The following is a 13,252-nucleotide window of genomic DNA, read 5'->3' as shown; positions in this document are numbered from 1 at the left end:
GAACTAGTGTCCATCGCCCCGATCCTCTCACTTGATCCGTGAAGCGACCGCCAGCACGAACACCATCAAGACCACGAAGACAGCCATCCAGACGATCTGCTTTCCTCGCCAGGCCTCTTCTTCGGCCAGCCGCTGAATGTACTCCTGATGCCGGCGCACGAACTCCGCAGCCGCCTCGTCGCGGTGCAGTTCGGATGCCCGGATACGGTCCAGATCGGCCGACGGCCGGGACTCGGCGATGACTGCCAGCGAGGCTGTGAATCCATGGACGGTGAACTGGTAATTGCCCGACGACCCGGTACGCTTGGTGTAAGCGAGGCCGAGCACCGCATTGGCGCCCAGGGACTCCGCCAGTTCGAGCAGCTCTCGCCGCGCCGTGTCCGGTGAGCTGTCCGACCAGCAGGTCACCGGCCCGCCGATGGCGAAGATCTCGCCGTGACGCAGCTTGCTGTCACGGCAGATCACGAGCTTTTCCGGCAGCGTCCAGAGTTCGCCCTTCGACCGCTCGACAATGACGCGGCGGGCCTCGAGCCCCTTTGGGCCCGGATGGGGCTCGAACTCGACCAGTGCGCCGATGGCGATGTCACCGGCGGATGTCGGGTCGGTCAGACCATTGGCGTGAAAGAAATAGCTCTGCCCATCCTCACCGTCGATGAAGCCGAAGCGCTTGGCGCCGACGAAGGACCGGACCGAACCGTGCATACGCACCGGGCCGGCCCCGCTCCTCCGACTTCCGCTCCGGTCACTGCGGCGACCGCGGGAGTCTGATGCTTCCGCGCCGGCATCCGTGTTCACGGCATCGTCCATTCCCCATAAGACTCCAGGACGCAGGTCAGGTGCCGGGTTTCGGAGAAGCGGGCTGGCCCGCCCGGTCACCCTGGTCCAGCCAGGGCAGCGGGCCGGGCTCTGGATAGCCTTCGAGGTAGGTGATCTCGGCCCCGGTCTGTTCCCGGATCTTTAGAAGCACGTCGTTGAAGGTCTTCTCGACCCATTCCTCGGGCGTGCCGACCGCGGCATAGGCCATCTGCCGACTGATCTCCGAAAGGCCACCCTCGACCTTCGTGAACGTCGCGTACATGTCGAGGTGGTACCCGCCTTTATATTGGAACAGGCAGGTCGAGAGGTTCAGCGTATTGGAGCCGGAGACGGTCCGAACCGCCTTGGCGGTCCAGGCCGCACCTTCGCATTCGGCGGTCTTGAAGCCGAGCCCGCCGCTCATGGACGCCAGAGCTCCCAGCTTCGTGCCGGCCATCGGGTCGGTGATCTTGAAGCGGCCGGGCTTCTCAGGTAGTTCGGCAGAGGCGGGAATCGGCATCGTCGTGTTGATGTTGCTGGTGTTCCGCCCCAGGCCGTCCGATGCAGCTTTCCCCACCGCCTGTTTGCCGGCATCGGTCGCCAGATTGTAGATACGGTAGTATTCGACGGTCTGTTTCTTCGACGTGAGGGCATTGTTCACCCCACCGCAGCCGGTCGGCAGCATCATTGTGGCCGTCAGCATCAGCACTGCCACGAGCTTGTCGGTCGTCATAGAATCTCTCCGGAAAACACCATAGCCCGAGAGAGATACTGCTTCCGATAATGCAGCGATGATCTTTTTTGCAGGCGATGACGATTGGTCGCGGTCCTGGTCCGAGTTCCTTGATGCCACGCAAGAAGGTCCCGCTTGTACAACTTATAACGTGCTTTAACGACTTTCGTCGGGGATGGACGGAGAAGGCTGCGTACAGAGAAGGTCACGCAGCGCGCGCTGCTTCATGCGGCATCAGGAGCGCCATGATAAGCGCGCAGGCCGTCCCGACCGGGACCGAGTTGCCGATCTGCTTCGTGACCTCGGTCTTGTTGCCCACGAACTCGTACTGATACTCCCCGTCCGTGAAGGACATGGCGTGGGCCAGCTCGTAGGGCTCGAGCATCCGGAACAGGACGTCGAGCAGGTAGACCACGCCGTTCCAGAAGACCACACGGCCTTGCCGGATCAGGCGGACGGTCTTCGGATCGGCGAGATCGAGGCCGTAGGCTTGCCCGTCGAACTCGACCAGAGCCATGTTCTGCTTCGTCACGATGGTGCCGAGGGGATTGTCCGTCGGCATAACGTAGCTGCCCTTACCGCCCGTCTGGTCGGTTTGGATTATGACAGGTTCGGTCCGGAGCGGAGCCACAGCAGCGGGGGGCACCGTGGCGCAGGTTCCTGATCATTAGGGTTAAGTTAAGGGGACGGCGATATGTTTCCGCACGCCCGCCCGATCCTTGCCTCCCTGACTGGTCAGAAGTCCGAAGATGACCGTACCTGAACTGCTCGACCTCACGGAACTCGACTATCTGAGCATGGAGGAGGCGCTGTCCTCGTCGGCTCGTGGGCGGGCCTTTCTCCGCATGCGCGACCGCCGGACGCGGGTGGTCTCCGTCGACGACTGGCGGCGCTTGGCGGGCAAGCTGGAGGAGCAGGTCGACCGGCTGCGCGGCGTGGAAGCCGTGGCGGTCACCGCCGCCCAGCCGATCGAGACGGTGACGGATGCAGCCGGCATCACGACGGACCGTTCGACCCATCTGCGCATCCTGCGGCAGGAACTGCAGGAGATGAGCAGCTACATCCAGCAGACCCGCAGCGAGATCGCGGCGCTCCGGCCGGCCGACGCCGGGGCCAACCGGATCATGGCCGCCACCGGCGAGCTGGACGCCATCGTGACCGCGACCGAACGGGCGACCACGGAGATCCTGAACGCGGCCGAACGGATACAGGAATTCGCCAACCAGATGCACCGGGCGGCCCGGGGGGAGATCAGCCTCGACGTCGGGGAGGTCGCGAACGACATCGAGATCCAGATCATGGAGATCATGACCGCCTGCTCGTTCCAGGACATCACGGGCCAGCGCACCACCAAGGTGGTCAATACCCTGCGCTACATCGAGCAGCGCGTGAACACCATGATCGAGATCTGGGGCGTCGACCGCGCCGTCCTGGCCTCGGCCGATGCGACCGCGTCGCACCGCAAGATGAACGACGACCGCCCGGACGCCCACCTGCTCAACGGCCCGGCGCTCGGCGACGGGGTGGACCAGGCGACGATCGACGCGCTGTTCGACAGCATCAGCTTCGACGCCCCGCCGGCTCCGCCGGCCTACGAGCCGCCGCCCGCTCCTCCGCCCCCGCCACCCCCGGCGCCGGCCCCCGCGATGAACGGCAGCGCGGAGATCAACCAGAGCGACATCGACAAGCTGTTCGGATGACGCATGGCCATCGATGAGGAACGCAAGGCCAGGATCAAGCTGACGCAGGAGCAACTTGATCGCGTGTGCGAGCGGCACAAGCGCTTCATGGAAGGGCGGCCCAACGGCTCGCGGGCTAACATGCCGTTCTTCGATCTCTCGGGCCTGGATTTCACCGGACGCAACCTGACTGGCGCCCATCTGTCCGGCGCCATCCTGCGGGATGCGCGGATGACGGGGACCGTCCTGGACCATGCCGACCTGTTCGGTGCCGACCTGCGCGGCGCCGACCTGACCGGCAGCCACCTGTTCCGCACCGACCTGCGCGGCGCCAACCTGCGCGGCGCGCTGCTCCAGGACGCCGTCATGGTCGAGGTTGACCTGCGCGACGGTTCCATGGCGAACAAGGGCAGCGACGGCGAACTGAAGGTCATCGGGTTCGAGCCGGGGCCGGCGGACATGAGCTCGACCATCCTGGTCCGGGCCGACATGGCCCGCGCCAAGCTGTCGGGGTCCTTCGCGGCCGGTGCCGACTTCTCCCACAGCAAGCTGTCGGACGCGCGCCTCGTGCGTACCGACCTGCGCAATTCGAAGTTCGTCGGGGCCAATCTCAGCGGGACCGACTTCTCCGGCGCCGATCTGCGCGGAGCCGACCTGACGGGCGCCACCACGACGGCGAACACCCGGCTGCAGGCTGCCATCCGGACCGATGCCGACGCGGTCGCCCAGCAGGTCAATCCGGTTCCCCTGCCGGTCGAGCACAAGGAACCGGAGCCCGCGCCCGCCCCGTCGCTGGACCTGGAAGGCATGCTGGCGGCCCATGCGCGCTGGCTCAAGAGCGGCGGCAAGGACGGGACTCAGCTCAACCTGTCGGGAATGGACCTGGACGGCGCCGACCTGCGCAACCGGGTGCTGAGCCTGGGCATCGCATCCCGTGTCCGGCTGCGCGGCGCCAACCTTCAGGGAGCCCAGCTCCAGTCGATGCAACTCGACGGTGCCGACCTGCGGTCGGCCAACCTGCGCGCCGCCGACCTGCGCGGCGCCCGGCTCGACCGCGCCATCCTGATCGACGGCTGCCTGGAGGAGGCCAACCTTGCCTCGCTCCGGATCGGTGCCGACCGGCTGCTGCGCACGTCCCTGGTGCGGGCCCGCATGGCCGGGGCGCGCCTGCGCAAGGCGATCCTGCACGGCTGCGACCTGACCAACGCGGACCTGACCGGCTGCGACCTGCACGAGGCGGTGGTGACCGGCACGATCCTGGAGCGTTGAGGCCTTACTTCTGGAACTTCTCGGCCTGCTTCCGGTCTTCCTCGACCTCCTGGGCGACCTCGGCGACCGCCTCGGAGTCCAGCTTCTTCGCTTCCTCGACCAGCTTCTTGCCTTCCTTGCCGTCCCCCTCGATGATCTTGTCCAGGCCTTCCTCGGCCAGATCGTGCGCCTTGTCGTGATTCTGGTTGTCGGCAGCCATGCCGCGATTCTCCTTCAAGTGTTCAAGAATGTGATCAGCCGCGGTCCGGGGCGGACGGCTCGGAGACCTGGCCGAGCGTGTCGGCGATGGTCTGGGGACGATCCGCCTCGGTCGCGATGTCGCCCAGGGAGACGATGCCGATCAGGCGGTCGTCGCGGTCCAGCACGGGGACGCGGCGGATCTGCATGTCGCCCATCAGCCGCGAGACGTCGCTGACCACGTCGTCCTCGTAGCAGTAGCGCGGCTCGTCGGTCATCACCTCGGAAACCCTGCACTCGCCGGGCGCCTTGCCGACGGAGGTCGCGCGGACGGTGATGTCCCGGTCGGTGACCAGGCCGACCAGCTTGGGGCCTTCGCACACGGGAAGGACGCCCACGTTCAATTCGTCCATCAGCTTCGCCGCGCGCTGGATGGTGTCGCCGGGGGCGACCACCTCCACGTCGCGGGTCATGATCTCTCGGATCTGCATCGGCTTTCGTGCCCCTCGGGGGTGTTCTGGTTCGGCGCTTCTCAGCACCGTCCATGCCAACAGCCCCCGGGAGAAGGAAGTTCCGGCGGGATTTTTTCCGTCAGACGTCGATGTCCTGGACGAACCGGGCGTTCTCCTGGATGTACTGGAAGCGCAGCTCGGGCTTCCGGCCCATCAGGCTCTCGACCAGCGACTTGGTCTCCTCCACCTGGCCGCGCATCTCCGGGTCGTGGGTGTCGGGCACCACGACGCGGAGCAGGGTGCGCTTGCCCGGGTCCATGGTGGTCTCCTTGAGCTGGGCCGGCTGCATCTCGCCCAGGCCCTTGAAGCGGCTCAGCTCCACTTTCTTGCCGGCGAAGACGGTCTTGACCAGCTGGTCCTTGTGGGCGTCGTCGCGCGCATATACCGACTTGCCGCCGTGGGTCACCCGGTAGAGCGGGGGCAGGGCCAGGTACAGGTGCCCGTTCTGGATCAGGCCGGGCATCTCGCGATAGAAGAAGGTCATCAGCAGCGACGCGATATGGGCGCCGTCCACGTCGGCGTCGGTCATGATGATGACGCGCTCGTACCGGAGCTTGTCCGACGAGAAGTCGCGGCCCACGCCGCAGCCCAGCGCCTGGATCAGGTCGCTCAGCTCCTGGTTGGCCCGCATCTTGTCGGCGCTGGCGCTCGCCACGTTCAGGATCTTGCCGCGCAGCGGCAGGATCGCCTGGGTCTCGCGGATCCGCGCCTGCTTGGCCGAGCCGCCCGCCGAGTCGCCCTCCACCAGGAAGATTTCCGTGCCGTCCGGCGTGTTGCGGCTGCAATCGGCCAGCTTGCCCGGCAGGCGGAGCTTGCGGGTCGCGGTCTTGCGCGACATCTCCTTGGCCTGCCGCTTGCGCTGCCGCTCCTCCGCCTTCTCGATCAGGTGGTCCAGCAGCAGGTTGCTGGCGGCGGGATCGGCCGACAGCCAGTGGTCGAAGTGGTCCTTGACCGCCAGCTCGACCAGGCGCGCCGCCTCGGCGGTCGCCAGCTTCTCCTTGGTCTGGCCCTGGAACGACGGGTCGCGGATGAACACCGACAGCAGGATGGTCGCCCCGCCGAAAACGTCGTCCGCGGTGACCTGGCCCGCCCGCTTGTTGCCCACCAGCTCGCCGAAGGATTTCAGTCCGCGTGTCAGGGCGGCGCGGAGCCCCATCTCGTGGCTGCCGCCCTGGGGTGTCGGCACCGTGTTGCAGTAGGAATGGATGAAACCTTCCTCGTCCTCCGGCCAGGCGATCGCCCATTCGGCCCGCCCGGCGTCGCCGGGGAACGGCACCTCGCCCGCGAACGGGGCGGGGGTCAGGGCCTTGCGCTCCTTCAGCGCGGCGGTCAGGTAGTCGTTCAGGCCGCCGGGGAAGTGCAGCGTCTCCGCCGCCGGGGTCACCGCGTCGGGACCCAGCAGTTCCGGATCGCAGGCCCAGCGGATCTCGACGCCCTTGTAGAGATAGGCCTTCGACCGCGCCATCCGGTACAGCCGTTCCGGCTTGAAGGCGGCGCCCTCGCCGAAGATCAGCGCGTCCGGGTGGAACTTGATGGTCGTGCCGCGCCGGTTGTGGACGGCGCCCAGGCTCACCAGGTCGCCCACGGCGAGGCCGCGGCTGTAGCTCTGCGTGAACAGCTGGCGGTCGCGCGCGATCTCCACCGTCAGCCGGTCGGACAGGGCGTTGACGACCGACAGGCCCACGCCGTGCAGGCCGCCCGAGGTCGCGTAGGCCTTGCCGCTGAACTTGCCGCCGGAGTGCAGCGTCGTCATGATCACCTCGAGCGCGGACTTGCCCGGGTATTTGGGATGCTCGTCGATCGGGATGCCGCGGCCGTTGTCGCGGATCGTGACGGTCGCGTCAGCCGCCAGCTCCAGGTCGATGCGGCTGGCATGGCCGGCCACGGCCTCGTCCATGGCGTTGTCGAGGATCTCGGCCACGAGGTGGTGCAAGGCCCGTTCGTCGGTGCCGCCGATATACATGCCGGGGCGGCGGCGCACCGGTTCGAGCCCCTCCAGGACCTCGATATCCTGGGCGGAATAGCTGTCTTCCTTGCGCGCGGTGTTCTGGAATAGATCGCTCATGGCCGTATTATAGGAATTAGATCACTGCTTCCGCAAGCGAATGCGGCGCCGCATCATGGATCGACTACAAGATTTGGTATTCGGATTCGTCCCCCGACTCAAGAGGAAGCCGCGATGGCCGATCAGGAACCCGATTTCAGCCCCGATTTCAGCCATGGCCCGGCGCTGCGCACCATCGCGATGCCGGCCGACGCCAACCCCAACGGCGACATCTTCGGCGGATGGCTGCTGGCCCAGATGGACGTCGCCGGCGGCATGGTGGCGGCCCGGCGCGCGGGCGGCCGGGTGGCGACCGTCGGCATCGAGGCGATGAAGTTCCACCAGCCGGTGCTGATCGGCGACGAGGTGAGCTGCTACTGCACGGTCCAGCGGATCGGACGGACGTCCATGGCGGTCAAGGTCGACACCTGGATCCGCCGGGGGCAGGGGCGGATCGCGACGAAGGTGACGGAGGGCGTCTTCACCTATGTGGCGATCGGCGAGGATCGCCGGCCCCGGCCGGTGCCGCCCGGGGAGGGCGGCACCTGAGGGATTGTTCCCGGGTTACTTACTGGGTGCCCGTGCCGGTCGCCGGCGGAGGCGTGGTCGTGCCGCCCGCGGCACCCGGTGCTTCGGCGGCGGGCGGGGTCGCGGGCTCATCGGTCGACGCGGTATCCTCGCCGCAGGCGGCAAGCCCCAACATCATCATCGGTGCCAGCACCAGCCAAAGTTTGTTTCGCATCCGAGCGACTCCCTTCGATTTTCCGAAAGATTTGCAGGATAGTCATCGATCGGCTGAATAAAGCCCAACCAATCGACTCGATTATGAACACCGTCTCGACTCGATTATTCCTGTCAACGTTCGGGACATTTTTGGGCCGGACTTCCAGGCGCGGTACGGATGGACTATAATCCGGCCGAAGGAGTATTGGGCATGTCCGACCTTGAACCGGCAAGCTGTGCTTCGCCGCCCTGCTACGCCTCGGAGATCGATCCGGCCTATTCCGGCCGGGCGCAGATCGTGGACCCGATCCCGGAGGCCGAGCTGGCGTCCCTCCTGAACGCCATGCTGGAGGTCGGTCGGGCCAGCGCCAAGGCGCTGACGGCGCTCCTGGCCGAGTTCGAGCAGCAGGAGGCGATCGACCTTCTGGCGTCGGTCCAGCGCGATCAGGCGCGGTTCTGCGGCGTCCTGACCCGTATCGTCACCCAGCTCGGCGAGACCCCGTCCGGCGTCACCAGCAGCTTCCACGACGAGGTCCTCGGGTTGGAGGCGGTGGCCGAGCGCCTGGCCTTGCTCAACGGCGGCATGGCCTGGGTCGTTTCCCGGTTCGACGCGACCCTGCCGCGCGTCGCGAGCGACGAGCTGTGCGGCGTCCTGGCGGACCTTCGGGAGGTCCAGCGCGCCGACCTGAAGGATTGCGAGGCGCTGCTCGACTGGCTGGCCGGTCAGGCATGAGGGGCCGGCCCGCCGGCCAGGCATGAGGGACCGGCCCGCCGGTCAGTCCGGGACCCGACTCGGCCGCGTCAGGATATAGGCGGCGACGGCGGTTATGACGATGAAATGGACGGCCGGAAGGACCCAGTCGGTCGCGACGTAAAGGACTACCAGGACAAGGCTGCCATACATTCCTATGACCGAAAGCACCTTGCCGGTCACCGGGATCACGCCGTGCCTGTTCCACGCGACCAGCGGCGGACCCAGCCGGGGATGGCCGTAGAGCCAGCGGTGGAACCGCTCGGAACTCCGGGAAAAGGCCCAGGCGGCGACGATCAGGAACGGCGTCGTCGGCACCACCGGCAGGAGGACGCCGAGGGCTCCGAGGCCGACCATGACGAACCCGAACGCCATCAGGCCATGGCGCACCACCGGGTTGGCCGGCGCGTGCCGGAATGCCTCGGCTCCCGTGTCGGCGGGGGCGGTCCCGGCATCGCTTGCGGCGGACGGCGCGTCGAGGTCGGCCTTCATGATCTCCAGGGGGAGGCGGATGGGGCTGGGCGTCCCCACCCATGTAGGTGCGGGACGCCCCAATACCATCTCCGCCGCCTCCGCCGCCACCTCACTCCGCGGCGGTGGGCAGGCGATAGTCCTTGAACTGCTCGCGCAGCCGGGTCTTCAGGAGCTTGCCGGTCGCGGTGTGGGGAAGCTCCTCGACGAAGACGATGTCGTCCGGCAGCCACCATTTGGCGATCTTGCCCTCGAAGAACGCCAGAAGGCTCTCCCGCGTCAGGCCGCTGCCCGGCCGGGCGATCACCACCAGCAGCGGGCGTTCGTCCCACTTCGGATGGGCGATGCCGATCGCCGCCGCCTCGACCACGTCCGGGTGGGCGACCGCCGTGTTCTCCAGGTCGATCGAGCTGATCCACTCGCCGCCCGACTTGATCACGTCCTTGCTGCGGTCGGTGATCTGCATGAAGCCGTCGGCGTCGATGGTGGCGACGTCGCCGGTCGAGAACCAGCCCTCGTCGTCATGGGACGACGGGGTCGTCTCCTTGAAGTAGCGGGCGCAGACCCACGGCCCCGTCACCTTCAGGTGGCCGAAGGCCACGCCGTCATGGGGCAGGGGCTTGCCCTCGTCGTCGGCGATCTTCATGCGGATGCCGAACAACGGACGGCCCTGCTTGGCCCGGACCGCCATCCTTTCGTCCTCGGAACGGTTCTCCATGCCGGGCTTCAGCCGCGAGACGGAGCCGATCGGCGAGGTCTCGGTCATGCCCCAGGCATGCAGCAGCTCGACCCCGAACTCGTCCTGGAAGGTCTCGATCATGGCGCGCGGCGCCGCCGACCCGCCGACGATCGTCCGCTTCAGCGTGCTGAACGTCTTGCCGTTCTCCTGCATGTAGCGGATCAGCCCGGCCCAGATCGTCGGCACGCCGGCGCTGACCGTCACGCTGCCCAGCTCCATCAGCTCGTGCAGGCTGGCGCCGTCCATCTTCGCGCCGGGGAACACCAGCTTGGCGCCCGTCATGGGGCAGGCGTAGGGCAGCCCCCAGGCGTTGACGTGGAACATCGGCACGACCGGCATCACCGCGTCGCGCGACGACAGGTCGAGCGCGTCGGGCAGCGCCACCGCGTAGCTGTGCAGCACCGTCGAGCGGTGGCTGTAGAGCACGCCCTTGGGATTGCCCGTCGTGCCCGACGTGTAGCAGAGCGACGAGGCGGTCCACTCGTCGAGCCGGGGCCACTCGTACTGGTCGGAATGGCTGCGGACCAGGGTCTCGTAGCAGAGCAGGTTCGGCAGCTTCGACTCGGGCATATGGTCCCGGTCGGTCATCACCACGATGCCCTTCACGCCCGTCAGCTGCTCCGCGATCCCTTCCAGGAGCGGCACGAAGGTGAGGTCCACGAACAGGTAGGAATCTTCGGCGTGGTTGATGATGTAGGAGATCTGCGGCGGGAACAGGCGCGGATTGATCGTGTGGCAGATCGCCCCCATGCCGGAGGTGGCGTAATAGATCTCGAAATGCCGGTATCCGTTCCAGGCCACCGTGCCGATCCGGTCGCCCGGCCCGACCCCCAGCGCGATCAGGGCGTTGGCCAGCTGACGCGCGCGCTTGGCCGCCTCGGCATAGGTATAGGTATGGATCGGTCCTTCGACCGTGCGCGAAACGATCTCCGTCGTGCCGTGATATTCCTCCGCGTAGTCGATCAGCGAAGAAATCAGCAGCGGCTTGTCCATCATGAGTCCGCGCATCTTTTGTCTGCCTCCCCGGTGCATGCGGTCTTGGTTTTGTATGATTATAGGCGACCGGAGCGCCTGTTCACAGGGTTCCCGGCCCCGGGGCTCCCGGCAGCAGCCCTTGGTCCATGAAGGCGTGCCACAGCCCTTCCGTGACCGTCCCCGCCGCGGCGGCGATGTCCGGGGCGAAGTAGCGGTCGCGGTCGTAGAACGGCACGCGGTCCCGGACGATCGCCAGCGCGCCGGCCAGCGCCGGGGAGGTCTCCAGCGGGCGGTGGAAGTCCACGCCCTGGCACGCGGCCAGCAGCTCGATCGCCACGATGCCCGCCGTGTTGGAGGCCATCTCGCCCAGCCGGCGCGCCCCGTGGGTCGCCATGCTGACATGGTCCTCCTGGTTGGCCGAGGTCGGCAGGCTGTCGACGCTGGCCGGATGCGCCAGCTGCTTGTTCTCCGACGCCAGGGCCGCCGCGGTCACCTGGGCGATCATGAAGCCGGAATTGAGCCCTCCTTCCGCTACCAGGAAGGGCGGCAGGCCGCTCAGGGTGGTGTCCATCAGCAGGGCCGTCCGCCGCTCCGACAGGGCTCCGGTCTCGGCGATCGCCAGCGCCAGCACGTCGGCCGCCATGGCGACCGGCTCGGCGTGGAAATTGCCGCCGGACAGGATGTCGCCGCTGTCCGGGAAGACCAGCGGGTTGTCGGTCACGGCGTTCGCCTCCCGCTCCAGCACCTGGGCCGCGAAGCGGAGATGGTCCAGGCAGGCGCCCATGACCTGGGGCTGGCAGCGCAGCGAGTAGGGATCCTGGACCCGCTCGTCCCCCGTCAGGTGGGACTGACGGATCGCGCTGCCGGAGAGCAGCCGGCGCAGCACGCGGGCGACCTCGATCTGGCCGGGCTGCCCGCGCAATGCGTGGATCCTCGGGTCGAACGGCACGTCGCTGCCCCGGGCGGCATCGACCGACAGCGCGCCCGCGACCAGTGCGGCGGCGAAACAATCCTCGGCGGCGAACAGGCCGACCAGCGCCAGCGCGGTCGACACCTGGGTCCCGTTGAGCAGCGCCAGGCCCTCCTTGGCCTCCAGCACCAGCGGCTCGATCCCGGCCGCGGCAAGCGCTTGCGCGGCCGGAACGATCCCGTCGCCGGTCATCGCCTCGCCGATGCCGGTCAGGACGGCGGCCATGTGCGCCAGCGGCGCCAGATCGCCGGAGGCGCCGACCGATCCCTTGGCCGGGATCACGGGAAGCACGCCGCGATTGGCCAGCGCCAGCAGGGTCTCGATGACCAGGGGACGGACGCCGGACCGGCCCCGGGCGAGGCTCGCGGCCTTCAGCACCAGGATCAGGCGCGTCACCTCGGCCGGCAGCGCCGGGCCGGTCCCGGCCGCATGGGAGAGCACGAGCCGGGTCTGAAGCTCGCGCAGGCTCTCCGGCGGGATGCGCTTGCGCGCCAGCAGCCCGAATCCGGTATTGATGCCGTAGGCGGCGTCGCCGCGGGCGATCACGTCGGAAACCGTCGCCGCCGCCGCCTCCGCCTCGTCCCTCCAGCCGTCCGCCAGCACCGCCGGCACTCCGGCGTCCCGGGCGATCCGCCGCAGAAGGGGCAGGGTCAGCCGGCCCGGGTCGAGGCTCAGCGGCTCGGTCATGCTCCATCCTCCTCACAGTCCGGCCCTCCCCGTCGCCGGAGGGCATTTCCGGGCTCCTCGCCGGTCAGCTGCCGAGCCGCCGGACCGCCAGGTCCAGCGCCATGCGAAGCTGAACGGCCGAATAGGGTTTCTGGACGAAGCCAAGGGGATAGGTCGAGGTGATTCGGCTCATGGTCTGGTGGTCCGTGTAGGCCGACAGATAGACGGACCGGATGCCGAACTCGGCGCGCAGGCGTCGCGCGGTATCGATCCCGTCAGTCGGGCCGCGCAACCGGATGTCCATCAACGCCAGTTCCGGTTGCGTCCGGCCCGCCAGCGCCAGGGCTTCCGGCTCGGACGCCGCCACGCCGCAGACCTCGTAGCCGAGTTCGTCCAGGGTGCAGCGTATCCCCAGCGCGACCAGGGCGTCGTCCTCGACGATCATGATCCGAAACCGTTTGCCCGTTGCCGGATCGGAACTCTCAGTCATCGGCGTCTCGCACGAGAGGATACGTCATGCCGGAGGCGGCCCCGTGATGGTGGTGCGGTGGCTTCGGTCCCTTGCTTCTTTCCTGAACTGCACAGCAATTCGTATCTACCATCGGTTGCGGGGGCGGTTGCTGGGGAGAACGGGCGAACAGAGTACCCCCGGATTGAGCCGGGCCGCCCGGCCGGACGGCCCACTTGATGGAAGTTTAACGTTCCGAGATTATAATGAAACCGAAATGAGGCAAGCCGTATCCCCCCA

15 protein-coding genes are annotated in these 13,252 nt (G+C 67.6%); 4 read left to right on the top strand and 11 right to left on the bottom strand.

From position 1 onward, the window contains the following. Window positions 1-27: 27 nt before the first annotated feature. From IGS68_RS20740 to IGS68_RS20730, 3 genes are all read right to left on the bottom strand, one after another. Window positions 28-807 (bottom strand): cold-shock protein, encoded by a 780-nt coding sequence (locus IGS68_RS20740; protein ID WP_201073362.1) that lies wholly within the window; start codon window positions 805-807, stop codon window positions 28-30. A 25-nt stretch (window positions 808-832) separates the two neighbouring features. After that, on the bottom strand, window positions 833-1,528 hold the full coding sequence (locus IGS68_RS20735; RefSeq protein WP_201073360.1) for a hypothetical protein: 696 nt from the start codon (window positions 1,526-1,528) through the stop codon (window positions 833-835). A gap of 205 nt (window positions 1,529-1,733) precedes the next feature. Then, window positions 1,734-2,090, bottom strand: a complete 357-nt coding sequence (locus tag IGS68_RS20730) for a DNA cytosine methyltransferase (RefSeq protein WP_201073358.1) — start codon at window positions 2,088-2,090, stop codon at window positions 1,734-1,736. A gap of 187 nt (window positions 2,091-2,277) precedes the next feature. Between IGS68_RS20730 and IGS68_RS20725 the strand changes: the two genes are divergently transcribed. Both IGS68_RS20725 and IGS68_RS20720 read left to right on the top strand, forming a co-directional pair. After that, on the top strand, window positions 2,278-3,228 hold the full coding sequence (locus tag IGS68_RS20725; protein ID WP_201073356.1) for a protein phosphatase CheZ: 951 nt from the start codon (window positions 2,278-2,280) through the stop codon (window positions 3,226-3,228). 3 nt (window positions 3,229-3,231) lie between these two features. Then, window positions 3,232-4,476, top strand: coding sequence for a pentapeptide repeat-containing protein (locus IGS68_RS20720; RefSeq protein WP_247881002.1), 1,245 nt, complete (start codon window positions 3,232-3,234; stop codon window positions 4,474-4,476). A 4-nt stretch (window positions 4,477-4,480) separates the two neighbouring features. Here IGS68_RS20720 and IGS68_RS20715 read toward each other — a convergent pair whose 3' ends face one another. From IGS68_RS20715 to parE, 3 genes are all read right to left on the bottom strand, one after another. Next, entirely contained in the window at window positions 4,481-4,675 is a 195-nt protein-coding gene (locus IGS68_RS20715) for a hypothetical protein (RefSeq protein ID WP_201073354.1), read from the bottom strand. Window positions 4,676-4,709: 34 nt separating this feature from the next. Then, window positions 4,710-5,144: a CBS domain-containing protein gene (locus IGS68_RS20710; protein ID WP_201073352.1), complete on the bottom strand. Its 435-nt coding sequence runs from the start codon at window positions 5,142-5,144 to the stop codon at window positions 4,710-4,712. 100 nt (window positions 5,145-5,244) lie between these two features. Next, entirely contained in the window at window positions 5,245-7,230 is a 1,986-nt protein-coding gene (gene parE, locus IGS68_RS20705; protein ID WP_201073350.1) for a DNA topoisomerase IV subunit B, read from the bottom strand. 114 nt (window positions 7,231-7,344) lie between these two features. Between parE and IGS68_RS20700 the strand changes: the two genes are divergently transcribed. Then, on the top strand, window positions 7,345-7,758 hold the full coding sequence (locus tag IGS68_RS20700) for an acyl-CoA thioesterase (RefSeq protein WP_201073348.1): 414 nt from the start codon (window positions 7,345-7,347) through the stop codon (window positions 7,756-7,758). Window positions 7,759-7,777: 19 nt separating this feature from the next. Here the strand turns inward: IGS68_RS20700 and IGS68_RS20695 are convergent, their stop codons facing one another. Next, on the bottom strand, window positions 7,778-7,951 hold the full coding sequence (locus tag IGS68_RS20695; protein WP_201073346.1) for a hypothetical protein: 174 nt from the start codon (window positions 7,949-7,951) through the stop codon (window positions 7,778-7,780). A gap of 192 nt (window positions 7,952-8,143) precedes the next feature. On the opposite strand from IGS68_RS20695, the gene IGS68_RS20690 reads away from it, so the two are divergent. Continuing rightward, window positions 8,144-8,665: a DUF6306 domain-containing protein gene (locus IGS68_RS20690; RefSeq protein WP_201073344.1), complete on the top strand. Its 522-nt coding sequence runs from the start codon at window positions 8,144-8,146 to the stop codon at window positions 8,663-8,665. Window positions 8,666-8,707: 42 nt separating this feature from the next. On the opposite strand, the gene IGS68_RS20685 is transcribed toward IGS68_RS20690, so the two are convergent. The 4 genes from IGS68_RS20685 to IGS68_RS20670 form a co-directional block, all read right to left on the bottom strand. Next, complete coding sequence (locus IGS68_RS20685; RefSeq protein WP_201073342.1) at window positions 8,708-9,175, bottom strand: YbaN family protein; 468 nt, start codon at window positions 9,173-9,175, stop codon at window positions 8,708-8,710. 91 nt (window positions 9,176-9,266) lie between these two features. Continuing rightward, window positions 9,267-10,901, bottom strand: a complete 1,635-nt coding sequence (locus IGS68_RS20680) for a 3-(methylthio)propionyl-CoA ligase (RefSeq protein ID WP_201073340.1) — start codon at window positions 10,899-10,901, stop codon at window positions 9,267-9,269. Window positions 10,902-10,968: 67 nt separating this feature from the next. Continuing rightward, a complete protein-coding gene (gene hutH / locus IGS68_RS20675; protein ID WP_201073338.1) occupies window positions 10,969-12,525 on the bottom strand; it encodes a histidine ammonia-lyase in 1,557 nt (518 codons plus the stop codon). A gap of 64 nt (window positions 12,526-12,589) precedes the next feature. Then, window positions 12,590-12,994 (bottom strand): response regulator, encoded by a 405-nt coding sequence (locus IGS68_RS20670; RefSeq protein ID WP_201073336.1) that lies wholly within the window; start codon window positions 12,992-12,994, stop codon window positions 12,590-12,592. Window positions 12,995-13,252 lie beyond the last annotated feature (258 nt).

Source organism: Skermanella sp. TT6, from assembly GCF_016653635.2.
GTDB classification, from domain to species: domain Bacteria; phylum Pseudomonadota; class Alphaproteobacteria; order Azospirillales; family Azospirillaceae; genus Skermanella; species Skermanella cutis.
The sequence above is the reverse complement of the archived record's forward strand: the minus strand, read 5'-3'. Positions and strand labels throughout refer to the sequence as shown.